We start from the raw sequence: 23,014 nt of genomic DNA on the forward strand, positions 1-23,014 counted from the left end.
CCGGGCGGCCCGGACTCTCCACCCCACCTGCCACGTTCCGCCCGGAACTGCAGGGACTGCGCGCACTCGCGGTCGCGCTCGTCGTCATCCACCACGTCGCGGACGGCCGGGTCTCCGGCGGCGTGGACGTCTTCTTCCTGATCTCGGGTTTCCTGCTCACCGGACAGCTCGCCCGGGCCGCCGCCCGCGGCCGGCTCGACCTGCGCGCCCGCTGGAGCCGGATGGCCCGCAGGCTGCTGCCGTCGGCCACGGTGGTGCTGCTCGGCACGGTCGCCGCCGGCGCGGTGCTGCTGCCCGAGACGCGGTGGCCGCAGACGGTGCGTGAGATCGTCGCCACGGCGCTGTTCATGGAGAACTGGCGGCTCGCCGCCGACGCCGTCGACTACACGGCGCGCAACAACACCACGAGCGTGGTGCAGCACTTCTGGTCGCTCTCCATCCAGGTGCAGTTCTTCGTGGTGTGGCCGCTCGTCGTCGCGCTCATCGCGCTCGTGGCCCGCAACGCGCCACACCGCCTGCACGCGCACCTCACGGCGACGCTGCTCGGCGTGTTCGCCGCCTCGCTGACGTTCTCGGTCGCGCTCACGGCCACCGACCAGCCACTGGCGTACTTCCATTCGCTCACGCGCCTGTGGGAGTTCGCGCTGGGCGGGCTGCTGGCCCTGTGGATCGACCGCGTCCCCTGGACGCGCGGCGAACGCGTCGCATTCGGTTGGGTCGGCGTGCTCGGACTCGTGGCCTGTGGCTTCGTCCTCGACGGCGGCTCGGTGTTCCCGGGTTGGGCGGCGCTGTGGCCGACGCTCTGCGGGGCGCTGGTGCTGCTGGGCGGGGTGACCCGGTCGCGGTACGGCGTGCACCGGTTGCTCGTGCTGCGCCCCGCGCAGTTCCTCGGCGGCGTGAGCTACCCGCTGTACCTCTGGCACTGGCCGGCGCTCGTGCTCTTCATGGTCGCTCGCGACCAGGACGAGGTCGGGCTGCCCGGCGGGATCGCCGTGATCACCGTGTCGGTCGTGCTGGCGGTCCTCACGTCCCGATTCGTCGAGAACCCGCTGCGGAAGGCGCGCATCAGCGACGGCGACGGGTACCGCTACGGGGCGGCCGCCGTGACCGTCGTGCTGCTCGCCGCGGCGGTCTGGCAGTTCAGCGCCACGCAGCGCGAGATCCCCGCCGACGGGCTCGGCGGGTCGCAGTACCCCGGCGCGGCCGCGCTCGTCGACGGCGAGCCAGAGGAAGCCCCGCTGATACCGGCTCCCGTGTCCGTGTACGAGGACTGGGTCTGGGTGCAGGACTGGGACTGCGCACCGCTCGCCGAGGTCCGCTCCGACATCTGCACGCAGCCGGTGGAGTTACCGCCGGAGAAGCGGATCCTGGTGGTCGGGGACTCGCACCTGGAACAGCTCATCGCCGCCCTCGTCCCGATCGCGCGTGACCACGACTGGCAGCTCATCGGTGCGCTGCGGGGGGCGTGCCCGTTCTCGACGGCGTCGGAGATCGACCCGAACGACGCCGAGTGCGCGGCCTGGAACGCGGCCGTCGCCGACAAGATCGCCGAGCTGCGACCGGACGCCGTCGTGACCATCGCCTCGCGGGACGTACGCACCGGCCTCACCGAGCAGACGCCGGCCGGCTTCGTCGAGCAGTGGCGACGCCTGGCCGACCTCGACATCCCGGTGCTGGCCATCCGCGACAACCCCCGGTTCGACTACGACGTGCCCGACTGCGTCCGCCAGAACGGCCGCGAGGACGACCCGTGCGGGGTGGACCGCGACACCGTGTACGCGGACGACCCGCCGTACGCGCAGCTGGACGTGCCGCCGAACGTGACCTTCCTCGATCTGGCCGACTACGTCTGCGACGACACCCGCTGTCCCGCGGTGATCGGCAACGTGCTGGTCTACCTGGACGACAACCACCTCACCGCCTCGTACGCCACCACGCTGGCGCCCGTGATCGAGGATCAGGTCGTGTCCGCCGTGGGTGGTTGACCCGCCACCCGCGCCCGCTGCCCACCGACCGCGACGACGTCCCCGGCCCGCAGCTGCGCACCCCTGCGCGTCTCGGGCCGCCCGTTGACCTGCACCTCGTCGGCCTCGAGCAGCTCCCTGGCATGCGCGCCGTGCTCGGCGAGCCCGGCCAGCTTCAGGAACTGGCCGAGCCTGATGGGGTGCTCGGCGACCGGGACGTCCTGGATCGGTGGGCGGCTCACGACGCCATCCTCCCTCAGCTGCCCGCTGCCGACGTGACGGTGCGGGCGATCCGCCGCTCCCGCGTCTCGGGCCGCTTCGCCCGGGCGATCCACTCGAGCCCCGCCCGATTCACCCGGCTCCAGGCGCTGTGCGGGTTGCGCGGGGCGAAGCGCTGCCGCATCGACGAGTGAGCGCTTTCACCGTGCGTGCTGGAGGGTGAGGTCGAGCAGGCCGGGGAAGCGGGCGTCGAGATCGTCCCGGCGCAACCGGTTCATCCGCCGCGTCCCCTCGTCCCGCTGGTGGATCACACCGGACTCGCGCAGGACCTTGAAATGGCCGCTCTGGGTGGACTTGCTGACCGGCAGGGCGAACGTCCCGCACGCCAGCTCGCCGCGCGGCCCGGCATCGGCCAGGCGGGCGACGATCTCCAGGCGCACCGGATCGCTCAGCGCGGCCAGCACCGCCGTGAACTCCAGTTCGGCCCGCTCGGGGTGTACGAGCGCGGTGGAGGTACGGCTCGCCATGCCTCGACCCTACCGGACATGTTCGCGATCCCCGAACATCTGTTATGTTCGCGATCGCCGAACATGAAGCCCGTGGGGAGCTACCGATGCCCAACCTCGACACCCGGACCGCCAGGGCGTCCCGCCTGCGGTTCCGGGCGACGGCATACGCGCTGTTGGTCCTGTTGATCGGCACGAACCTGGCGACGCCGCTGTACCAGGGCTACGCGCGGAGCTTCGGGTTCTCGCCCGTGGTCGTCACGCTGGTCTTCGCGGCGTACGTCGCCGTGCTGATCCCCTCGCTGCTGGTCGCCGGCCCGTTGTCCGACGCCATCGGCAGGCGCCGCGTGCTGCTGCCGGCGTTCGCCCTGGCCGCGGCCGGATCGCTCGTCTTCGCTCTCGCGCCGAGCACGGGGTGGCTGTTCGCCGGGCGGGTCCTCCAAGGCCTTGCCGTCGGCGCGGCCTCCGCCCCGTTGACCGCGGCGCTGACGGAGCTGGAACCCGGCCGCGACCGGCGCAAGGCGGCGCTCGTGTCCACCGTGGCGTCCGTGGGCGGGCTCGGCGGTGGGCCGCTGCTCGGCGGCCTGCTCGCCCAGTACGCCCCGGCACCGCACGTCCTGCCGTTCGTGGTGGAGATCGTGCTGCTGGTACCCACCGTAGCGGTCATCGCGACGCTGCCCGCGACGTCGCCGCGGACCCGGTGGCGCCCACGCCGCCCCGAGATCCCGCCGGCCATGCGGGCCGCGTTCGCGACCAGCGGGACGGCGAGCTTCCTCGCGTTCTCCGTGATCGGCCTGTTCCTGGCCCTCATCCCCACGTACGTGGCCATGCTCTCGGGGAGCGCGAACCTGCTGCTCGCGGGGGCCGGCGTGGCGCTGCTGCCGGCCTGCTCGGCGGTCGCGCAGCTCGCGGCCTACGGCAGGCGGGCCCGCACCCTCGAGCTCCTCGGCCTTCCCCTGCTGGCCGTCGGGCTGGTGCTGCTGGCGGTGGCCGGTGGCCTGTCCTCGGCGCCTCTGTTCCTCGTCGCCACGGTGATCGCCGGCACCGGCCACGGCCTGGCGTTCCTCGGCGGCCTGACCACCATCAACGACGCGGCACCCCCGGACCGCCACGCCGAGGCGCTCGGCGCGTACTACGTGATCATCTATCTCGGCGCCGGTCTCCCGGTCATCGGCGTCGGTGCCGTCGCGACCGTGGCCGGGCTGCTCCCCGCCGTGCAGGACTTCGCCGTCGGCGTCGCCGTGCTGTGCCTGGCGGTGCTGCTGGTCCTCGCCGGCCGCGGACGCCGCCTCACCGCGCCCCGGCCGACCTGCCCGTGACCGGGCGATGGACCGAGATCTCGACGGACACCGTGGCGTCGACCAGGTCGGGAAGCCGGGCGATCGCGGTGTCGAGCCGGTCGTCGGACAGGTGGCGCGCGCTCGGCCCCATCGCCATGACGGCGTGGACCTCCTCGTGGCGCAGCGCGATGCGCCGGGTCACCTCCCGAGTGGCGAGGCGCTCGAAGCGGCGGAACGACGCGGCGAGGCGTTCGGGCTTGCGGGGATCGATCCCGATCCCGCCGACGAGCCTGCCGAGCTCGGCCAGGTGCGCGGGAAGCGGCGTGGCGACGATGACGACGCCGCCCGGCCCGAGGATGCGTTCGACCTCCGGGACGCCCCGCGGGCCGAACACGCTGAGCACCACGCCCGCCGTCCCGGCCCGCACGGGCAGCGGCCCCCACACGTCGGCGCCGATCGCGGCCGCCCGGGGATGGGCCCGGGCCGCGCGGCGCAGCGCGGGCGTCGAGGCCTCGACGCAGAGTCCGTACCGGCGCGGGACGGCATCGAGTACGGCCGACAGGTGGTGCCCGGTGCCGCCGGCCAGGTCGACGACGATCCCGTCGTCGTCCGGGGCGTGCGCGGCGGCCAGCTCGGCGAGCGCGGAGCTCAGCGGCCCGTAGTGACCGGCCGAGAGGAACCGCTCGCGGGCGGCGACCATGCGGGCGTCGTCGCCGGGGTGCCGGCGGTGCCCGCTGATCAGGTTGACGTAGCCCTGACGGGCGACGTCGAAGGCGTGGCCGGAGGCGCACGACAGGCTTCGGTCGGCATGCCGCAGCGAACCGTCGCAGACCGGGCATCGCAGCCGAGCCGCGAGCGTGTCGAGGGCTGAGGGGTCGGGGCGCATCGCGTTGCGCGAGAACTTACCGCGGCGATCAGTCCGGGATCGAGGGAGTGCCGTCGTCCACGCCGGCGAGGCCCCACAACGCCGCGATGTAGTCCCGCCAGATCGCCTCCGCGTCGGCCGGGCGAACACCGGCGCGCAGTGCCGCCAGCCGGCCGGGCTCGTAGAGGGACCGCACGGCGCCGGCCAGGTCGGTCACGTCGTCCGGAGCGCAGAGCAGGCCGTCGAAGCCGTCGCGCACGGTCTCGGGGAAGTTCCCCACGCGGGTGGCCACCACCGGCAACCCGTGCCAGTGAGCGAGCGCCACGAGCTGCGAGGCGGTCGCCGTGCGGTACGGCAGGACGAGCGCGTCGAACCCGGCGAACAGCTCGGGGATCCGCCCGGCCGGCAGGTACTCGGGCGTCACGTGGACGCGCTCGCCGAGCCCCAGCTCGGTGACGAGCGCGGCGAGCCGCTCGCGGTCCTCGTAGAACTCGCCGACGATGTCCAGCTCCACGCCCGGGACGAGGGCGAGCGCCCTGAGCAGGACGTCCACGCCCTTGTAGTGCCGCACCTTGCCGAAGAACAGCACCCGCCGCTCCGGCGGGCCGTTCGAGCCGGCGGGCGAGCGGCCCGTCGCCGGCAGGTGCGGGGGCAGCGCGGCGACCGCGACCGGGCGATCGGCGAGCCGCCGCACCGCGCCCCGCTCGGCCTCGGTGTGCACGAGGATCGCGTCGGCGGAGCGCATGAGCGACGTCATGAGCAGCCGGTCGCCCGGCCGCGGCTCGTGGGGCACCGCGTTGGCGCAGATGACGACGACCCGCGCGTCCCGGCGCGCGGCGCGGGCGATCGCGGCCAGCGCCGGGGCCTGGAACGGGACGTAGTAGATCAGGACGACGACGTCCGACTCCGCCGCCGCCCGCCGCCCGGTGCGTGCCCAGTGCCGCGGGTTGCGCCACGACAGCGGCTCCGGGACGGTCGGGTAGACCTCGGCCTCGGGTGTCGCGAGGGGGTGCAGCTCCCCCGGGAGGAGGCGGACCGGACCCTGCCGGGTCCACGTGCGCACGTGCACGGTGTGGCCGCCTGCGGCGAGGCGGTGGGCCAGCTCGTTCGTCAGCAGGGGGATGCCGCCCCGCCACGGGAACGCCGGCCCGATCAGGGTGACGCGCACGGGGCTCCTCGACGTCGGACGACACGCCACGTTCCAGGATAGCCGCTGGTCAGAGCGCGTCGTGCCACGGATTCTTGACTGATTCCAGAACACGGGCCAGACTCGCCGCGTGCCCACCACCGCCGACTTCGAGCGCATGCTGCGCGGGGCCTCGCTGCGAGTGACCCGTCCCCGGGTGGCGGTGCTGTCCGCGGTGCACACCCACCCGCACGCCGACACGAGCTCGATCATCGCAGCTGTGCGCGACGATCTCGGCGAGGTGTCCCACCAGGCCGTCTACGACGTGCTCCGCGCGCTGACCGCGGCGGACCTGGTGCGGTGCATCGAACCACCCGGCTCGGTGGCGCGCTACGAGGCACGGGTCGGCGACAACCACCACCACATCGTGTGCCGGTCGTGCGGCGCCATCGCCGATGTCGACTGCGCCGTCGGTTCCGCGCCCTGCCTGACCCCGTCCGACGACCACGGCTTCATGATCGACGAGGCCGAGGTGGTCTACCGAGGGCTGTGCCCCACCTGCTCCACCGCCACCGATTCCCGGAAGGATTCCCGTGTCTGACAGCCATGACTCCGTGCTCGCCGAGGTGAACGAGGAGAGCGCGGGCGGGTGCCCCGTCTCGGCCGGCCGCCGCAACCACCCGACGGAAGGCGCGGGGAACCGCGACTGGTGGCCCAACCAGCTCAACCTCAAGATCCTTCGCAAGCACCAGCCCGCCTCCGACCCGATGGGGGCGGACTTCGACTACGCCGCCGAGTTCCAGAGCCTCGACCTCGACGCGCTCGCGCGGGACGTCGACGAGCTGCTCACCACATCGAAGGACTGGTGGCCCGCCGACTTCGGCAACTACGGGCCGTTCATGATCCGGATGGCCTGGCACAGCGCCGGCACGTACCGGATCGACGACGGCCGCGGCGGGGCCGGCGCGGGCATGCAGCGCTTCGCACCGCTGAACAGCTGGCCGGACAACGTCAACCTCGACAAGGCCCGCCGCCTGCTGTGGCCGGTGAAGAAGAAGTACGGCCGGAAGATCTCGTGGGCCGACCTGATGGTCTTCACGGGCAACCGGGCCCTGGAGACGATGGGCTTCACGACCTTCGGCTTCGCCGGCGGCCGGGCCGACGTCTGGGAGCCCGACGAGGACGTCTACTGGGGGCCCGAGCGCACCTGGCTCGGCGACGAGCGCTACACCGGCGACCGCGAGCTGGAGAAGCCGCTGGGCGCCGTCCAGATGGGCCTCATCTACGTCAACCCGGAGGGCCCGAACGGCAACCCGGACCCGCTGGCCTCGGCGCGGGACATCCGCGAGACGTTCCGCCGCATGGCGATGAACGACGAGGAGACCGTCGCGCTGATCGCAGGCGGCCACACGTTCGGCAAGACCCACGGCGCGGCCCCGGAGTCGCACAAGGGCCCCGAGCCCGAGGGCGCCCCCCTCGAGGAGCAGGGGCTGGGCTGGAAGAGCGACTTCGGCAGCGGCAAGGGCCGCGACGCCATCGGCTCCGGCCTGGAGGTCACCTGGACCCCCACCCCGGTCCAGTGGAGCAACTGGTTCTTCCACAACCTGTTCGAGTACGACTGGGAGCTCACCCAGAGCCCGGCCGGCGCGAACCAGTGGACGCCGAAGGACGGCAAGGCGCGCAACACCGTGCCGGACCCGCAGGACGGCAAGCTCAACCGCGCGCCCTCGATGCTCACCAGTGACCTCGCGCTGCGGTTCGACCCGGTCTACGGGCCCATCTCGCGCCGGTTCTACGAGAACCCCGACGAGTTCGCCGACGCGTTCGCCCGGGCCTGGTACAAGCTGACCCACCGCGACCTCGGGCCGATCCAGCGCTACCTCGGCCCGCTGGTGCCGCAGGAGACGCTGCTCTGGCAGGACCCGGTACCCGCCGTCGACCACGAGCTCGTCGACGCCGCCGACACCGCCGCCCTCAAGCAGCAGATCCTCTCCTCCGGGCTGTCGGTCTCCCAGCTCGTCTCCACCGCGTGGGCGTCGGCCTCGACGTTCCGCATCGGCGACAAGCGCGGCGGCGCCAACGGCGGCCGCATCCGCCTGCAGCCGCAGCGCGACTGGGAGGTGAACAGCCCCGACGACCTCGCTCAGGTGCTGCGCACCCTCGAGGGGATCCAGGAGTCCTTCAACAGCTCCCAGGCCGGCGGCAAGAAGGTCTCCCTGGCCGACCTCGTCGTGCTCGGCGGCGTCGCGGCCGTCGAACAGGCGGCGAAGAACGGCGGCCACGAGGTCCAGGTGCCGTTCACCCCGGGCCGCACGGACGCGTCGCAGGAGCAGACGGACATCGAGTCCTTCGCCCCGCTGGAGCCCACCTCGGACGGCTTCCGCAACTACCGCGGCAAGGGCAACCCGATGCCGTCGGAGTTCATGCTCGTCGACCGGGCGAACCTGCTCGACCTGAGCGCCCCCGAGATGACGGTCCTCGTCGGCGGCCTGCGGGTCCTCGGCGCGAACCACAAGGGGTCCCCGCTGGGCGTCCTCACCTCCCGGACCGAGTCCCTGACCAACGACTTCTTCGTGAACCTGACCGACATGGGCACCACGTGGAAGCCGACGGCCGAGGACGCGGAGACGTACGAGGGCCGCGACTCCGCCACGGGCGAGGTCAAGTGGACCGCCAGCCGCGTCGACCTGATCTTCGGGTCGAACTCCGAGCTGCGGGCCCTCGCCGAGGTCTACGCGAGCGATGACGCGCGGGAGAAGTTCGTGCGCGACTTCGCGGCCGCGTTCGCCAAGGTCATGGACCTCGACCGGTACGACGTCGCCTGATCCCCTCGAGATCGTGGAACGGCCCCCGGGGACCTGGTCCCGGGGGCCGTTCCGCGTTCCGACCGGCTCCCATCAATATCGTGGTGCGATGGGCGACGACACCTGGGCCGATCTGGCCGACCAGTTCGCCGACGGGGCCTATGCCTCGGTGAAGGGTCGGGTGCGCACCTACGTGATGCACCAGCAACTGCTGGAGCACCTGCCGCCGCCTCCGGCGCGCGTGCTCGACGTCGGCGGTGGCGCGGGCCACCAGTCGTTCCCGCTGGCCCGCGCCGGCTACGACGTGACGTTGCTCGACCCGTCGTCGGCGATGCTGGACAAGGCGCAGCAGCGGCTCCAGCGGCTGCCCGGAGAGGCGCAGCGACGGGTCACGCTCCTGCAGGCCGACGGCGAGGACGCCGACGAGGCGGTGAACGGGGAACGCTTCGCCGCCGTGCTGTGCCACGGCGTGCTCGGCTACCTCGAGCAACCGGGGCCGGTGGTCGACCAGCTGTGCCGGTGCGCCGCTGCCGGCGGCATCGTCTCGATCATGACGGGCAACGCCCACGCGGCGGCGGTGCGCCCCGCCCTGGAACGGCGCTGGGAGGACGCCCTGGCGTCGTTCGACGCCAGGCACGAGATCGGCGTGCTGGGTGTACCGACCCGAGGCGACACGGTGGAGGAGCTCACCGAGGACCTGCGGAGCCGCGGCGTGGAGCCGCTGCGCTGGTACGGGGTGTGGCTGTTCGTCGACTGGCTCGACTTCAGCGGAGCCGAGCTGGACCCGAACGATGCGGAACAGGTGGCGGCGACCGCCGCCGTCGAGCTGGAAGCGGGCCGACGAGATCCCTACCGCCGGCTCAGCCGGGTCTTCCACCTCGTCGGGCGCAAGGGTTCGAGCTGACCCGCGGCTCCCGCGCCCTCGTGGGCGGCCCGGGGCGACCCATGATCGATGCGAGCAGCACGCCGGCGCGACGACCGGGACCGTGACGTACTGCTCACGCGTCCCGCCGGCGATGGGGGGGTAGCCGCTGGTCGCACGACATGAGGAACGGCCCCCGGGATGATCTCCCGAGGGCCGTTCCTGGTGGTAGCGGGGGTAGGATTCGAACCTACGACCTCTGGGTTATGAGCCCAGCGAGCTACCGAGCTGCTCCACCCCGCGTTGCTGTTGTGATTAGTACAGTACACCTCCCCGAAACGCCGCTGCAGCGGGGGGGTACCCGCTGCAGCGGCGCCGGATCTCAGCCCCCGGGGACCGGCGGAGCGGGCGCGGCCGGCGTCTGCCCGTTGGCCTGCTGGAACTGCTTCACGGCCGCATCCAGCTCGGCCAACGCCTGCCCCTGGGCGGCGAAGTCACCGGTCTGGTTGGCCGCGCGCAGGTCGGTGATGGCCTGCTGGATCGCGCTCGCCGCAGTGGCCACCTGCGGGTTGGACGTGCCCGGCGGCGCGGCGGGTACTGCGGGCGAGCCCGCCTCCGCGGGCGCCTGTGGCTGCTGGCCGGGCACGTTCGGCACCACCGCGCTTGCGCCGGGTAGCACCTGGTCGAGCGCACCGGCCAACGTCGCGTCGAAGCCGACCCGGCCTTGGTAGGACACCAGCACCCGGGCCAGCTGCGGATAGCTGACCTCCTGGTTCGCTCTCTCGATGTAGACCGGCTCGACGAACAGCAGGCCACCCGCGACGGGAAGGGTGAGCAAGTTGCCGTAGTCGACCGTGCTCTGCCCGTTCCGGGACAGCAGGCCGATCTGTTCACTCACTGCCGGCGAGCTCACGAGGGCACTCTGTACGAGCTGCGGGCCCTGGGTCGTGGTGTTGTCGGGTAGTCGGAGCAGCGTCATCTGGCCGTACGTATCCGGGTCGGAGCTGACCGAGAGATACGCCGACAGGAACTCGCGTTCCTGGAACACCAGTGCGGTGGTGAGCTGGAACGACGGCGGTGATCCCGGTTGCCCCGGCGTTCCCGCCAGGATGTAGTACGGCGGCTGGGGCAACGCGCTCCCGGTGCCGGCGCCCTGGGGCGACGGGTCGGACGGCACGTTCCAGAACGACACGTTGTTGAAGAAGTCGCCCGGCGTGTCGACGTGGTAGCGGGTGAGCAGCTCGCGCTGCACCTTGAACTGGTCCTCCGGGTACCGGAAGTGCGAGCGCAGGCCGGGGCTGATCTCCGAGGCCGGCTTCACCGTGCCCGGGAACGTCTTCATCCACGTCTGGAGGACGGGGTCGCTCTCGTCGAACGCGTACAGCGTGACCGTGCCGTCGTAGGCGTCGACGGTGGCCTTCACCGAGTTGCGCAGGTAGCTGACGTCCCGGTCGAGCTCGGGGCGCACCCCGCCCTGGCCGGGCTGCAACGCGTCGGTGGTGGACTCACCGAGCGGTGTGCGCTGGGCGTACGGGTAGTTCTCCAGCGTGGTGTAGCCGTCGACGATCCACGTGATCCGGCCGTTGACCACCGCCGGGTAGGGGTCGCCGTCCAGGGTGAGCCACGGCGCGACGGCCTGGACCCGGTCGGCGGGGTCGCGGACGTACATGATCTTCGAGTCTTCGTTGATCGAGCTGTTGAACAGGATGTTCCGCTCGCCGTAGAAGAGTGCGAAGACCATGCGGTTGACGATGTTGTCGAGCGGGACCCCACCGCGGCCGTTGTACGTGTAGCGCTCGGTGTCGGTGTCGTACTCCGTCGGCGCCGCACCGTCCGGGGCGCCGACGATCGAGTACGAGTCGATCAGCTCGCCGTAGTAGGTGCGCGGCTCCTCGACGCGCAGGCTCTCCGGGATCTCGGGCTTGTCCGAGGTGAACACCGGCAGGCCGCCCTGGCCGCCGCTGTCCTCGAGCGCCGCGTTGATCTCGTTGGCCTGCGCGGTGACGATCCCGTTGCCGTGGGTGTAGACGAGGTGCTGGTTGATCCACTCCGTCTGGTTGCCGGACAGCCCGCTCGTGTCGAGCTCGCGCAGCGCGACGATGAAGTCCTGCATCTGACCGTTCACTTCGTACCGGTCGATGTCCAGCTGGGGTGGGAAGCCGTAGAACGCGCGCAGCTGCTGCTGCTGCGTGAACGTCCGCTCGATCTTCGCCGGGTCGAGCAGCCGGATGTTGGACATCGTGGCCGTGTCCGCGCGGACCTGAGCGGGGGTGGCGTCGGAGACCCCGCTGTACGGGACCTCGTTGATCTTGTTGAGGCCGTACGCGTCGCGGGTGGCCGCGATGTTCCGCTCGATCGAGAGCGCCTCACGCTGCTGGGCGTTCGGCGCCACCGAGAACTGCTGCAGCACCTGCGGCCACGCCGCCCCGATCAGCACGCTCGACAGCACGAGCAGCACGGTGGCGATGGCCGGGAGCTGCAGGTTGCGCCGGAACACGGCCGCGAAGAACGCCGCGGCGCAGATGATCGAGATGAACAGCAGGATCAGTTTGGCCGGCATCACCGCGTTGAGGTCGGTGTACGTGGCGCCGGTGAACAGAGAGTTGCGGTTGCTGAACAGCAGCTCGTACCGGTCGAGGTAGTACGCCACCGCCTTCAGCAGGACGAACACTCCCGCGAGGATCGCGAGCTGGGCGCGGGCCGCCGACGAGACCTGGCCCGCGCGGCCGGTGAGCCGGATGCCGCCGAAGATGTAGTGGGTGATCAGCGAGACCACGAACGCGATGGCGACGGCGACGAACATCCAGTCCAGCACGTGGCGCAGGAACGGCAGCTGGAAGGCGTAGAAGCTGATGTCGATGCCGAACTCGGGGTCGGCGATGCCGAACGGCGTGGAGTTGAGGAACTGCTGGACGATCTGCCAGTCGCCCTGCGCCGCGAGACCCGCGATGACGCCGATGACGACCGGGATGCCGATCCCGAACAGGCGCAGCCGCTGGATGATCACGGTGCGGTACCGGGCGATGGGGTCCTCGGGGCCGCTGACGGGCACGAACACCGGACGCGTGCGGTAGGCGATCCACAGCGAGAGGGCGACGAGCCCGCCGATCAGCAGAGCACCGATCAGGAACTGGACGATCTGCGTGAACAGCACCGTGGCGAAGACGCCGCGGTACCCGACCTCGCCGAACCAGAGCCAGTCGACATAGAAGTTGATCAGGCGCGAACCGCCGAGCAGCAGCAGCACCAGCAACCCGGCGACGACGAGCAGGATCCGGGTGCGGCGGGACAGCGTCGGGGCTCCCACCGGGGGCCGCATGGCCACAGGGCACGCTCCAGCAGATCGGAATTGGGCTGAGGGGCGCCCGTGCCGGTCCGCTGTGGCGGCGACCTGCCCAGATCGCCCTTCGGTCGGTCCGACCGCACGCCCTGCTGACCCAACTCTACGGACCGGGTGTGGAGTTCCCGTGGGGGCCCCGAATGTCCGAGATTCCCGGTTCCGCGAACCGGGGTCAGCAGGCCGGGACCGGACCGCCGGACTTCAGCGCCTGGAGCGCGGTGACTGCGTCGTGGAGCGTGCCGATACGGATGAGCTGCAGGTCACCGGGGTTGGTTGCGACGGCCTCCTCGCAGTTCGCCGCCGGGACGAGGAACACCGTGGCGCCCTCGTCGAACGCTTTGCGCATCTTGAACGGTATGCCGTTGATCGGCGTGACGGTCCCCGTCGGCTCGATCGCACCCGTGCCCGCGACGAACCGGTTGCCGGCGAGGTCGTCGGGCGTGAGCTTGTCGACGACCGCGAGCGAGAACATGAGGCCCGCCGACGGGCCGCCGATACCGCCGAGGCTGATGCGGATGTCGCCGTCGCGCAGCCTCGCGCCCAGGATCACGCCGAGCAGGCCCTGCTCGCGGTCGGGCCGGGTGGCGAGGGGGATCTGGACGTCGTGCACCTCGCTCCCGCGGCGGTACTGGACGGCCACCGTGTCACCGGGCCGCGTCGGCACCAGCACGTCCGAGACCTCGCGCACCGAGTCCATCGGCCGGCCGGCCACGGCGAGCAGCTCGTCGCCGGGCTGCAGGATGCCGGCCGCGGGCGTGTCGGGCACCAGGCTGGTGACGATGACGGTGGCGGGCAGCTGCAGCTCGTCCAGCGCGGCGGCCTCGGCATTGGACTCCGACGACGTGAACTGCGCGGTGTTCTGCTGCTGGATCTCGTCCAGCGACATGCTGGACGGGTAGATCGGCTCGCGGGGCACGACCTGGCTCTCGGGCGACGCCCACAGCGCGAGCGCGGAGAACATCGTCAACCGGTCGGTCACCGACACCGTGGTCATGTTGAGGTGCCCCGACGTCGGGTAGACCGGCGGCCCGTCGACCTGGACGACCGTGGTGCCGTCGACCGTGCCGAGGGTGTCGAAGGTCGGGCCCGGCCCGAGCGCCACCAGCGGCACCGGCAGCGTGCCGCCGAGCACGCCGAGCGCCAGCGCGAGGAGGCTCGCGGAGACGACGGTCCACGTCCGGCGGTTCACGAAGGCACAGCCTAAGCGGGTCGGGTGCGGGGTCTCCGCACGGTGCACCGGTCACGCCGAGCGCGAACAGCTGAGCAGCGCGTACCCGCGTACCGTGGACACCATGAGTGACATGCCGTTCGGCTTCGGACCGGGCGACCGCGACCCCGACGACGAGCGGCGCCGTGACCTGGAGGGCCGTGGCCAGGGGGCCAACGACCCGTTCGGGTTCGGCGGCTTCCCGGGTATGCCCGGAGGCGGGATGCCGGGGGGAGCGGGCGGCTTCGACGTCAACCAGCTCGGCCAGATGCTCACCCAGCTCGGCCAGATGCTCAGCCAGGCCCAGTCGAGTGGCGACGGCCCGGTCAACTACGACCTCGCCGCGCAGCTGGCGCGCCAGCGCCTGGCGTCCACCACCTCGTCGCTCACCGGGGCGCAGCGTGCGGCCGTCAGCGACGCGGTGAAGCTGGCCGAGCTCTGGCTCGACCCGGCCACCGACTTCCCGGCCGGCGCCACCGAGACCAAGGCGTGGTCGGCCAACGAGTGGGTCGACGCCAGCCTCCCCACGTGGAAGCGGCTGTGCGACCCGGTCGCCCAGCGGGTGTCGAGCGCATGGGTCGAGGCCATGCCGGAGGAGGTCCGCTCCGCCGCCGGGCCGATGATCGCGATGCTCGGCCAGATGGGCGGGCTGGCGTTCGGCAGCCAGCTCGGCAACGGGCTCGCCCAGCTCGCGGCCGAGGTCGTGTCGTCCACCGACATCGGGGTGCCGGTCGGGCCCGATCGCGTCGCCGCGCTGCTGCCGGAGAACATCGAGAAGTTCACCAAGGACCTCGATCGCCCCTCCAGCGAGGTCATGATCTTCCTGGCTGCGAGGGAAGCGGCCCACCAGCGGCTGTTCACGCACGTCCCGTGGTTGAAGGAGCGGCTGCTCGGCGCGGTCGAGCAGTACGCGCGCGGCATCCGGGTCGACTCCTCCCGGATCGAGGAGCTCGCCCGGGGCATCGATCCGTCCAACCCCGCGGCGATCGAAGAGGCCATGCAGTCGGGCATGTTCGAGCCCGAGACCACACCGGAGCAGAAGGCCGCGCTCGCGCGGCTCGAGACCCTCCTCGCGCTGATCGAGGGCTGGGTCGACGCCGTGGTCGCCGAGGCGGTCGGCGAACGGCTGCCGGGGGCAGCCGCGTTGCGCGAGACGCTGCGCCGGCGCCGGGGCGCAGGCGGCCCGGCCGAGCAGGCGTTCGCCACGGTGGTGGGCCTGGAGCTGCGACCCCGCCGTCTGCGCGCAGCCGCCGAGCTCTGGAAGCTGCTGGGTGAGGAGCGCGGCATCGCCGGTCGCGACGCCCTGTGGGCCCACCCCGACCTCGTCCCGACGGCCGACGACCTCGAGGACCCGGCCGCGTTCGTCGGGCGCGCCGAGATGGCCGACCCGATCGCGGAGCTGGAGAAGCTCGCAGGCCAGAAGGCGCCGGAGGAGGACCGCCCCGGGAGCAGGTCTGAAGACGACGCGCACGAGGAGAAGGGCGACTCCGACGGCGAGTCGGGACCGGAGAAGACCTCCTGACCGCAGCGAGTGCCCGGGGCGTGATCAGCAGATCCGTGACATGATCCGCACACGGAGGGTGTTGCCGGATCGTGGCCGCGGTGGTGTTCCGGTGGTCGAGGGGCCGGGAGGTCTCCCGGGACCCGCGGGCGAGTGCGCGTTCCCGCCGCGGTGGGCGCGCCGTGCCCGGCCGAGCGGGTTGGGTTGGATAGCGTTTCCCATTGATCACATGCTTGCGACCGTCCTCGGGAGGGCGTTGAGCGGGACCTCGCAACGATCAACGCGTCATGATCGGTCCGAGATTCGCCGCAGCGCCCACCCGAGGGCGCCCAGCCACAGCTGATCACGAAGAGGCCGCCTCCGGTGGCGCCGCGCGCCCACCGGGCAGGCCCCGGCCGGCCCGCGCAGCCTGCCGTAGGGGCCGCAGAAGCTCGCCCGTCAAGGGGCGCGCAGCGCTCGCCGCAGGCGCCCTCGACGGGTGAGGAGCGGCCCAGCACCATGCGCGACGCCACCTCGAGGCCACCGGCGCGCTCAGCGATCCGGCCCCGCACGGAACAAGTGGGCGTCGCGCAACAGGCCGGGGGTGCTCAGGCCGCTAGCCCGTGGCGGACGTCGGCTCGGGAGATTCGACGTCGTCGGGCTCGTCACCGTCGATGCCCGTCAGCCCGAGGCCGGCGGCCGCGGACAGGCCCTCCAGGTAGCCCATCGCCCGCTCCGCGCGCGGGTAGCGGTGCACCCACGCCCAGAAGCGGGCGTCGTGGCCGGGCTCGAGGAGGTGGGTGAGCTCGTGCACCAGCACGTAGTCGACCACCCAGCCGGGCGCGTCCCGCAGCCGCTCGCTGATCCGGATGGTGCCGTCGACCGGTGTGCAGGACGCCCAGCGGGTGCGCATCGGCGGCACCCACCGCACGCTGGTGGGCCTGGCCCGGCCCTCCAGGAAGCGCCGCGACAGCTCCATGGACCGCCTGCGCAGCGCGTCGTCGCCCTTGCGGCCGGGAGAGCGCCTGCGTGCCTCGCTCCGCTCCAGTCTGCGCACCATTTCGTCCACCCAGCGCCGCTCCTCGGCGTCGCTCATCCAACCGGGGATGAAGACGATGACGGTGTCGCCCTCGCGCCGAGCACTGACCATGCGCCGTCGGCGGTCACTGCGCCGGACCTCCACGACCGCGGGCTGCGCCATCAGGCCAGCCTAGTGCCACCGCGTCCCGATCTCGGGTCGCGGGACGACCGCCACCCGCGGTTGTCCACACCCCTGTGGACAGCGCGGAGCGGCTGGCGGCGGGCACGCGCACCATCGAGACATGACCGCACCCGCGAAACCCTTGCCCCGAGTGCTCCGACTGCCGCCGCACCGGTCCGTGGTGAGACTGGGGGCCGGGTCCCGCATGCTCGGCCTCGACCCGGCCGCCGCGGTGGCCGTCGAGGACCTCCCGCCACCGCTCGCCGAGATGCTCGACGAGCTCACCGCGCCCGTGCCGACGGACGAGCTCGTCGACCGGGCGGCCGGCCGCGGCGCCGACCGCACCGACGCGGCACTGTTGCTCGGCGAGCTGGTGGCCGCCGGCGCACTCGTCGACGCGGTGCAGGTGCAGCGACGGGAGCGGCGGCGCGCGGCGAGCACGGTGGTGGTGCACGGCTGCGGACCGCTCGCCGTCGGGATGGTCCTGGGGCTCGCCACGGCCGGTGTCGGCGCGGTGCACGTGGTCACGGCGGGCGCGGTGCTCGAGGGCGACCTCGGTACCGGGCTCGTCGACGCCGACCGCGGCCTGGACCGGGTCACCGCCACGGCGGCGGCCCTGGGGCGCCTGCGGCCGCGGGCCAGGACGGGTCCGCCGCCGCAGCGCACGGTCCCCGACCTCGTCGTGCTCGCCGACTCGGGCACACCCGATCCGGTACAGGTTGCCCGGCTGCACACCACCGGCACCGCGCACATCGTGGTCCGGGTGCGGGACGGCGCCGGCGTCGTCGGTCCGCTCGTGTTCCCCGGGCGCACCACGTGCCTCGGCTGCATGGAGATCGAACGGTGCGCCCGCGAACCCGGGTGGGCCGCGGCGGCCGCCCAGCTCGTCGGAGTCCCCGGCCGGGCCACTCCGGCCTGCATCGCGGCCACGGCGGCCCTCGCCACCGCGCAGGTCCTCGGCGCGCTCGACGGCACGGAGAGCGCCGCCGCCCCGCCCGCTCTGGAGGCCACCCTCGAGCTCGATGTGACCGCGGGCACTATCGCCCGGCGGACCTGGGCGCCCCACCCCGACTGCCGGTGCGGAGCGTGACGCGGTGGGCGGGGACACGAGCCTTTTGCATGCGCGGACGGTCATGGTCAGGACACAATCGAGGTGTGGACGGAAACCCGAGCCGCAGCACCGGCGCCCCGGCCGAGGTGACGACGTGACCGATATCCCGCGTCGCACCGCAGCCCGCACCGCCAAGCTCGCGAGCCTCCCCCTCGGTGTCGCCGGACGCGCGGCCGCCGGATGGGGCAGGCGGCTGGCGGGTGGCGACGGCGAGCAGATCTCCGCCCAGCTCATGGCCAAGAGCGCCGAGCAGCTGTTCGCCGTCCTCGGTGAGCTCAAGGGCGGCGCGATGAAGTTCGGCCAGGCGCTCAGCGTGTTCGAGGCGGCCATCCCCGACGAGTTCGCGGCCCCGTTCCGCGAGTCGCTCGTGAAGCTCCAGTCGGCCGCGCCCCCGATGCCGTCCGCCGACGTGCATCGGATGCTCGCCGAGCAGTTCGGTCGTGGCTGGCGCGAGCGGTTCAAGGAGTTCGACGAGACGCCCGCCGCTGCGGCGAGCATCGGCCAGGTCCACCGCGCGGTGTGGCGCGACGGGCGCGAGGTCGCGGTCAAGGTGCAGTACCCGGGTGCCGAGGAGGCCCTGCGGTCGGACCTGCGCCAGCTCTCCCGGATGAGCAGGCTCATCCAGCCGCTCGTGCCCGGCCTCGAGATCAAGCCGCTGATCGCCGAGCTGCGCGAGCGCATGGAGGAGGAGCTCGACTACCGCGACGAGGCGGCAAACCAACGGCTCTTCGCCGCGGCGTACGACGGCGACGACAAGGTCAAGGTGCCGCGCGTCGTGGCGTCCGCTCCGCGGGCGATGATCACGGAGTGGGTCACGGGCCGGCGGCTGTCCGACGTCATCCGCAGCGGCACGCAGGCCGATCGCGACGGGGCCGCCGCCCTGCTGGCGGAGTTCCACTACTCGGCTCCCGCGCGGGTCGGGCTGCTGCACGCCGACCCGCATCCGGGCAACTTCCAGATCCTCGACGACGGCCGTCTCATGGTGCTCGACTTCGGCGCGGTCGCGCGGCTCCCCGACGGGCTCCCCCGGCCACTGTCGATCATGGTGCGGCTCGCGTTGGAGAACAAGCCGGGCGAGCTCCTGCAGCTGCTGCGCGACAACGGCTTCGTGCGGGAAGGCTCGGCGCTCGACGCGGAGGGGGCGATCGAGTACCTGGCCCCGTTCGCCGAGCCCTTGCGCACCGAGTCCTTCCGCTTCAACCGGCGCTGGCTGCAGCGGCAGGCGGAACGGGTGGGTGACCTGCGGCGCCCCGAGTTCCGCACGGGCCGCGAGCTCAACCTGCCGCCGCAGTACCTGCTGGTGCACCGCGTCACGATGGGCACGCTCGGCGTGCTGTGCCAGCTCGACGCCGACGTGCCGCTGCGCCACATCGTGCAGCACTGGCAACCGTGGATCTTCGACGCCGAGGACGAGACGGCGGGCCGCCACGCCTGAGCCGCCCCCATCCCGCGGGTCACCGCACAGAGGCGTGCGACGGCGGCCCGGATCGGAGAGACCCGGGCCGCCGTCGAAGAGCGCGGCGTCACGGAGAGGACGCCGCAGCGCGCGGACCGGCCGCGGGAGGGCCGGTCCGCGTTGCGGTCACGCCACCCTCACCTCTGCGCGGGCGGAGGCGCGGGCGCGTTCCGCCCGCCGGGTGGCGTAGCCGGCGAGCAACGCCCACCGGCGTCCGGCGGTGAACTGCCGGACCAGTGCGTGGTGCCGTGCGGCCGCGAGGGCCTCTTGGTGTCGACATCTGGCCAGTGCTTCGTGGAGCAACATCGCGGTTCCTTCGCGGTCGCGCACGACAGGTCGCGTCAGGGCTGCGGTCTGCGGCGTCATGAACTGGGTCATCGGTATCGGTCTCCTTGGGCGGGTCCTCGAGGGACCTACGGGTGGGGCGGGCTGATCAGGCGGACATGGCCGCGGCGTACGCGCGGTCCCGGGCGAGGTCGGCCTTGCTCGGCCGGCCGCGAGGCCTCTTGCGCGGGATCACGGTCCCGCGCTCGAAGATCTCGCCACCCCAGACGCCCCACGGCTCGCCGCGCTGGAGGGCGCCGGCGAGGCACTCGGCCTTGATCGGGCAGGCCGTGCAGAGCGCCTTGGCCCGCTCCAGCTCCCTGGGAGCCTCGGCGAACCACAGGTCCGCGTCGCCGGACCGACACGGCAGATCCAGCCCGGCGCCGGGTGCGGCGTCGAGCAGGGTCCCCAGCCCGGCGGCGGAGTCGCCGCCGAACTGCTCCGGAGTGATCGTTCCGCCGTCCAACGGAACTGATCGGACTAGCACTTCAACCTCCTGCGGTAGTGGTCGTGCAGGACAAACAAAAAGGCCGCGGATCCCTGGTGGGGTCCGCGGCCTCGTCTCTTCTGGCCAGTGGCTGTGGCGCCTATAGATGGCGACGCTCCTGTGCGGACACACCTGTGTTGTTATCGGCCCCGAAGCCACCGAGGATGACGCCGGACGGGCGCTGCTTCCACGCGCGCGCGTACGTCGGCACCACGGACTCCACGCGCGGGAGGGCGCAGTGGACGGCGGCGACGGGGTTGGTCATCGCGATCATCGAGCGCACCCCCTTCACGGGTGAGGTCGTGGCAGAAGACGGGCTGGTGAGGTCCGTCGGGAGATGACGTTAGCGACCACGGCTGCGGCCGCACAACTTATTTACGGGAAGTTTCTCCGATCAACTACCCGGCTCGGCGACGAGGCCGAGCACGGCCTCGCCGTACCGGTCGAGCTTGCGGGCGCCGATGCCGGGGATCCGCACGAGGGAGGCGTTGTCGGCGGGCCGCTGTTCGGCGATCGCGGTGAGCGTGGCGTCCGTGAAGATCACATAGGCCGGGACCTGCTGTTCCTTCGCCACGTCCGCCCGCCAGCCGCGCAGCCGGTCGAGCAGCTCGACGTCCACATCGGACGGGCAGTCGGCGCAGCGCCGCAGCTTCATCGAGTCGGCACCGATCAACGGCGACCCGCAGACGCGGCAGCGCGGCTTGGGTGCGCCCCGGCCGCCACCGCCGTTCGCTATGCGCGAAGCGGGGTGCTCGTCGGGGATCAGGCCGTAGAGGAAGCGGCTGCGCCGGCGCCGGCGCGGCCCACCCGGTTGCCGCGAGAGCGCCCACGACAGGGTGAGCCGGCGCCGCGCCCGCGTGAGGCCGACGTAGAGCAGCCGCCGCTCCTCCTCGATCGCCTCGTCGTCCCCGTCGGCGTGCTGGATGGGCAGCGTGCCGTCGACGAGGCCGACGAGGAACACGACGTCCCACTCGAGCCCCTTCGCCGCGTGCAGGGACGCCAGCGTGACGCCCTGGACGGTGGGCGGGTGGGCGGCGTCGGCGCGGGTCTCCAGCTCGGCGGCGAACCGGGTCATGCCGGCGTCGGGGTCGACCGACACCAGTTCCTCGGCCAGCTCGACGATCGCCAGCAACGACTCCCACTGCGCCCGCTGCTGCGCGCCCGCTGGCGGGTCGGCCGTGAGCCCGACGGGGGCGAGCACGGCGCGCACCGCGTCGACGAGCGGGGCGTCGACGTCGCCCGCGGCCCGGACGGCCATCATCGCCCGGCGCACCTCGGGCCGGTTGAAGAACCGCTCGCCGCCGCGCACCTGGTACGGCACCCCGACCTCGGTGAGCGCCTGCTCGTACACCTCGGACTGCGCGTTGATCCGGAACAGCACGGCGATCTCGCTCGCCTGCGTGCCGTCGGCGATCAGCCGGGCGATCCGCTTCGCGACGGCGGCGGCCTCGGTGGGCTCGTCGTCGTGCTCGGCGAAGTCGGGTTCGGGTCCGGGCGGCTGCTGGCCGATCAGCCGCAGCCTGCTGCCGGCCACCCGCCCGCGCGCCGATCCGATCAGCGTGTTGGCCGCCCCGACGACCTGTGGCGTGGACCGGTAGTCGCGCTGCAGCCGCACGACCACGGCCTCCGGGAACCGCCGCGCGAAGTCGAGCAGGTAGCGCGGGCTCGCCCCGGCGAACGTGTAGATCGTCTGGTTGGCGTCGCCCACGACCGTCAGGTCGTCGCGCTCGCCGAGCCACGCGTCGAGCACGCGCTGCTGCAGTGGCGTGACGTCCTGGTACTCGTCCACCACGAAGCAGCGGTAGCGGTCGCGGAACTCCTCCGCGACCCCCGCGTGCTCCTCCATCGCCGCGGCCGTGTGCAGCAGCAGGTCGTCGAAGTCGAGCATCTCGGCGCGGTTCTTGAGCGCCTCGTACCCGGCGTACACGGCGGCGACCTGCTCCGCCGCGGCGGGCGTCTCCCGGCGGAGCTTCGCGACGACGGCCGGGTACTCGTCCGGCGTGACGAGGGTGGCCTTGGCCCACTCGATCTCCCCGGCGAAGTCGCGGAGCGCGGCCGAGTCGGTGCCCGCCTTCACCCGGGCCGCGGCCTGCCCGACCAGCCGCAGCTTGCCGTCGAGCAGCTGCCACTGGGCACCCCCGACGACACGCGGCCAGAAGTACCGCAGCTGGCGCAGCGCGGCCGCGTGGAACGTGCGCGCCTGCACCCCCGACACCCCGAGCGCGCGCAACCGGGTGCGCATCTCCCCCGCCGCCCGCGCCGTGAACGTGACGGCGAGGACCTGGCCCGGGGCGACGTGCCCGGTGCTGGCGAGGTGCGCGATGCGCCGCGTGATCGTGCGGGTCTTGCCGGTGCCCGCCCCGGCCAGCACGCACACCGGACCGCGGGGCGCGGTGACCGCCGCGAGCTGCTCGTCGTCCAGTCCGGCTTCGAGGGTGGGCGCAGTCACGGGCCCCATCCTCGCAGCAGGGGAAGACAGCGACCGCGCCGGAGGTTGACCGGGGCATGGCTCAGGTGACGATGTACTCGACCACGTGGTGCGGCTACTGCCGGCGGCTCAAGCTGCAGCTGGACCAGGCCGGCATCGCCTACGAGGAGATCAACATCGAGCAGGACCCAGAGGCCGCCGCGTACGTCGAGGGTGTGAACGGCGGCAACCAGACGGTGCCAACGGTCCGCTTCGCGGACGGCACGGCCCTGACGAACCCACCGTTCGCGGTGGTGGCGGAGAAGGTAGCGGCCCTGGCGGCCTGACCGCACAACCCGAGTGGGGACGGCACAG

Annotated in this window: 20 protein-coding genes and 1 tRNA gene; 9 read left to right on the forward strand and 12 right to left on the reverse strand. The window is 72.5% G+C overall.

Annotated features, from left to right (window positions below):
• The first annotated feature begins 56 nt into the window (after nt 1–56).
• Nucleotides 57–1,985 (forward strand): acyltransferase family protein, encoded by a 1,929-nt coding sequence (locus ACU436_RS23120; RefSeq protein ID WP_459029085.1) that lies wholly within the window; start codon nt 57–59, stop codon nt 1,983–1,985.
• On the opposite strand, the gene ACU436_RS23125 is transcribed toward ACU436_RS23120, so the two are convergent.
• Genes ACU436_RS23125 through ACU436_RS23135 form a run of 3 tightly spaced genes read right to left on the reverse strand, consistent with a single transcriptional unit; the run spans nt 1,958 to nt 2,710 of the window.
• Nucleotides 1,958–2,206 carry an RNA-binding S4 domain-containing protein gene (locus tag ACU436_RS23125; RefSeq protein WP_459028563.1) on the reverse strand — a complete coding sequence of 83 codons (249 nt, stop codon included), beginning with the start codon at nt 2,204–2,206 and terminating at the stop codon, nt 1,958–1,960. The genes ACU436_RS23120 and ACU436_RS23125 overlap by 28 nt on opposite strands.
• Nucleotides 2,207–2,220: 14 nt before the next feature.
• On the reverse strand, nt 2,221–2,367 hold the full coding sequence (locus tag ACU436_RS23130) for a YdeI/OmpD-associated family protein (RefSeq protein ID WP_459028565.1): 147 nt from the start codon (nt 2,365–2,367) through the stop codon (nt 2,221–2,223).
• Nucleotides 2,368–2,383: 16 nt separating this feature from the next.
• Nucleotides 2,384–2,710 (reverse strand): ArsR/SmtB family transcription factor, encoded by a 327-nt coding sequence (locus ACU436_RS23135; RefSeq protein WP_459028567.1) that lies wholly within the window; start codon nt 2,708–2,710, stop codon nt 2,384–2,386.
• Nucleotides 2,711–2,796: 86 nt separating this feature from the next.
• On the opposite strand from ACU436_RS23135, the gene ACU436_RS23140 reads away from it, so the two are divergent.
• Complete coding sequence (locus ACU436_RS23140; protein WP_459028569.1) at nt 2,797–4,008, forward strand: MFS transporter; 1,212 nt, start codon at nt 2,797–2,799, stop codon at nt 4,006–4,008.
• On the opposite strand, the gene ACU436_RS23145 is transcribed toward ACU436_RS23140, so the two are convergent.
• Both ACU436_RS23145 and ACU436_RS23150 read right to left on the reverse strand, forming a co-directional pair.
• Nucleotides 3,980–4,855 carry a putative RNA methyltransferase gene (locus ACU436_RS23145; protein WP_459028571.1) on the reverse strand — a complete coding sequence of 292 codons (876 nt, stop codon included), beginning with the start codon at nt 4,853–4,855 and terminating at the stop codon, nt 3,980–3,982. The two genes, ACU436_RS23140 and ACU436_RS23145, sit on opposite strands and share 29 nt — an antisense overlap.
• A gap of 28 nt (nt 4,856–4,883) precedes the next feature.
• A complete protein-coding gene (locus ACU436_RS23150) occupies nt 4,884–6,002 on the reverse strand; it encodes a glycosyltransferase family 4 protein (protein ID WP_459028573.1) in 1,119 nt (372 codons plus the stop codon).
• A 109-nt stretch (nt 6,003–6,111) separates the two neighbouring features.
• Between ACU436_RS23150 and ACU436_RS23155 the strand changes: the two genes are divergently transcribed.
• The 3 genes from ACU436_RS23155 to ACU436_RS23165 all read left to right on the forward strand — a co-directional run bounded on the left by ACU436_RS23155 (nt 6,112) and on the right by ACU436_RS23165 (nt 9,668).
• Nucleotides 6,112–6,561, forward strand: coding sequence for a Fur family transcriptional regulator (locus ACU436_RS23155; RefSeq protein ID WP_459028575.1), 450 nt, complete (start codon nt 6,112–6,114; stop codon nt 6,559–6,561).
• Entirely contained in the window at nt 6,554–8,785 is a 2,232-nt protein-coding gene (katG, locus tag ACU436_RS23160; RefSeq protein WP_459028577.1) for a catalase/peroxidase HPI, read from the forward strand. The genes ACU436_RS23155 and katG overlap by 8 nt, the downstream gene beginning before the upstream one ends.
• Nucleotides 8,786–8,873: 88 nt before the next feature.
• Nucleotides 8,874–9,668 (forward strand): class I SAM-dependent methyltransferase, encoded by a 795-nt coding sequence (locus ACU436_RS23165; RefSeq protein WP_459028578.1) that lies wholly within the window; start codon nt 8,874–8,876, stop codon nt 9,666–9,668.
• Nucleotides 9,669–9,852: 184 nt separating this feature from the next.
• Here ACU436_RS23165 and ACU436_RS23170 read toward each other — a convergent pair.
• The 3 genes from ACU436_RS23170 to ACU436_RS23180 form a co-directional block, all read right to left on the reverse strand.
• Nucleotides 9,853–9,929 (reverse strand) — tRNA-Met (locus ACU436_RS23170).
• Between the two features lie 79 nt (nt 9,930–10,008).
• Nucleotides 10,009–12,945 carry a UPF0182 family protein gene (locus ACU436_RS23175; protein ID WP_459028580.1) on the reverse strand — a complete coding sequence of 979 codons (2,937 nt, stop codon included), beginning with the start codon at nt 12,943–12,945 and terminating at the stop codon, nt 10,009–10,011.
• Nucleotides 12,946–13,138: 193 nt separating this feature from the next.
• Nucleotides 13,139–14,155 (reverse strand): YlbL family protein, encoded by a 1,017-nt coding sequence (locus ACU436_RS23180; protein ID WP_459028582.1) that lies wholly within the window; start codon nt 14,153–14,155, stop codon nt 13,139–13,141.
• Between the two features lie 103 nt (nt 14,156–14,258).
• On the opposite strand from ACU436_RS23180, the gene ACU436_RS23185 reads away from it, so the two are divergent.
• The gene (locus tag ACU436_RS23185) at nt 14,259–15,695 is read left to right on the forward strand and encodes a zinc-dependent metalloprotease (RefSeq protein ID WP_459028583.1); all 1,437 of its coding nucleotides are present in this window, start codon (nt 14,259–14,261) and stop codon (nt 15,693–15,695) included.
• 574 nt (nt 15,696–16,269) lie between these two features.
• Here ACU436_RS23185 and ACU436_RS23190 read toward each other — a convergent pair.
• Nucleotides 16,270–16,854 (reverse strand): M48 metallopeptidase family protein, encoded by a 585-nt coding sequence (locus ACU436_RS23190; RefSeq protein ID WP_459028585.1) that lies wholly within the window; start codon nt 16,852–16,854, stop codon nt 16,270–16,272.
• Between the two features lie 181 nt (nt 16,855–17,035).
• On the opposite strand from ACU436_RS23190, the gene ACU436_RS23195 reads away from it, so the two are divergent.
• Together ACU436_RS23195 and ACU436_RS23200 are read left to right on the forward strand one after the other, a co-directional pair.
• Nucleotides 17,036–17,944: a hypothetical protein gene (locus ACU436_RS23195; RefSeq protein ID WP_459028587.1), complete on the forward strand. Its 909-nt coding sequence runs from the start codon at nt 17,036–17,038 to the stop codon at nt 17,942–17,944.
• Between the two features lie 115 nt (nt 17,945–18,059).
• A complete protein-coding gene (locus tag ACU436_RS23200; RefSeq protein ID WP_459028589.1) occupies nt 18,060–19,400 on the forward strand; it encodes an ABC1 kinase family protein in 1,341 nt (446 codons plus the stop codon).
• Nucleotides 19,401–19,547: 147 nt separating this feature from the next.
• Here the strand turns inward: ACU436_RS23200 and ACU436_RS23205 are convergent, their stop codons facing one another.
• The 3 genes from ACU436_RS23205 to ACU436_RS23215 all read right to left on the reverse strand — a co-directional run bounded on the left by ACU436_RS23205 (nt 19,548) and on the right by ACU436_RS23215 (nt 22,690).
• On the reverse strand, nt 19,548–19,799 hold the full coding sequence (locus tag ACU436_RS23205; RefSeq protein WP_459028591.1) for a hypothetical protein: 252 nt from the start codon (nt 19,797–19,799) through the stop codon (nt 19,548–19,550).
• Nucleotides 19,800–19,854: 55 nt separating this feature from the next.
• Nucleotides 19,855–20,232: a WhiB family transcriptional regulator gene (locus tag ACU436_RS23210; RefSeq protein ID WP_459028593.1), complete on the reverse strand. Its 378-nt coding sequence runs from the start codon at nt 20,230–20,232 to the stop codon at nt 19,855–19,857.
• Between the two features lie 394 nt (nt 20,233–20,626).
• Nucleotides 20,627–22,690, reverse strand: coding sequence for an ATP-dependent DNA helicase UvrD2 (locus tag ACU436_RS23215; RefSeq protein WP_459028595.1), 2,064 nt, complete (start codon nt 22,688–22,690; stop codon nt 20,627–20,629).
• A gap of 47 nt (nt 22,691–22,737) precedes the next feature.
• On the opposite strand from ACU436_RS23215, the gene ACU436_RS23220 reads away from it, so the two are divergent.
• Nucleotides 22,738–22,986 carry a mycoredoxin gene (locus ACU436_RS23220; RefSeq protein WP_459028597.1) on the forward strand — a complete coding sequence of 83 codons (249 nt, stop codon included), beginning with the start codon at nt 22,738–22,740 and terminating at the stop codon, nt 22,984–22,986.
• The last annotated feature ends 28 nt before the right edge of the window (nt 22,987–23,014 follow it).

Source organism: Pseudonocardia wallangbongensis (genome assembly GCF_054486945.1).

What these genes read in the sequence shown, in the direction of transcription:
- ACU436_RS23185 (WP_459028583.1), top strand. Translation starts at nt 14,259, where the DNA reads ATGAGTGACATGCCGTTCGGCTTCGGACCGGGCGACCGCGACCCCGAC.
- ACU436_RS23165 (WP_459028578.1), top strand. Translation starts at nt 8,874, where the DNA reads ATGGGCGACGACACCTGGGCCGATCTGGCCGACCAGTTCGCCGACGGG.
- ACU436_RS23220 (WP_459028597.1), top strand. Translation starts at nt 22,738, where the DNA reads ATGGCTCAGGTGACGATGTACTCGACCACGTGGTGCGGCTACTGCCGG.
- ACU436_RS23145 (WP_459028571.1), bottom strand. Translation starts at nt 4,855, where the DNA reads ATGCGCCCCGACCCCTCAGCCCTCGACACGCTCGCGGCTCGGCTGCGA.
- ACU436_RS23175 (WP_459028580.1), bottom strand. Translation starts at nt 12,945, where the DNA reads ATGCGGCCCCCGGTGGGAGCCCCGACGCTGTCCCGCCGCACCCGGATC.
- ACU436_RS23140 (WP_459028569.1), top strand. Translation starts at nt 2,797, where the DNA reads ATGCCCAACCTCGACACCCGGACCGCCAGGGCGTCCCGCCTGCGGTTC.
- ACU436_RS23190 (WP_459028585.1), bottom strand. Translation starts at nt 16,854, where the DNA reads ATGGCGCAGCCCGCGGTCGTGGAGGTCCGGCGCAGTGACCGCCGACGG.
- ACU436_RS23135 (WP_459028567.1), bottom strand. Translation starts at nt 2,710, where the DNA reads ATGGCGAGCCGTACCTCCACCGCGCTCGTACACCCCGAGCGGGCCGAA.
- ACU436_RS23215 (WP_459028595.1), bottom strand. Translation starts at nt 22,690, where the DNA reads ATGGGGCCCGTGACTGCGCCCACCCTCGAAGCCGGACTGGACGACGAG.
- ACU436_RS23130 (WP_459028565.1), bottom strand. Translation starts at nt 2,367, where the DNA reads ATGCGGCAGCGCTTCGCCCCGCGCAACCCGCACAGCGCCTGGAGCCGG.
- ACU436_RS23205 (WP_459028591.1), bottom strand. Translation starts at nt 19,799, where the DNA reads ATGACCCAGTTCATGACGCCGCAGACCGCAGCCCTGACGCGACCTGTC.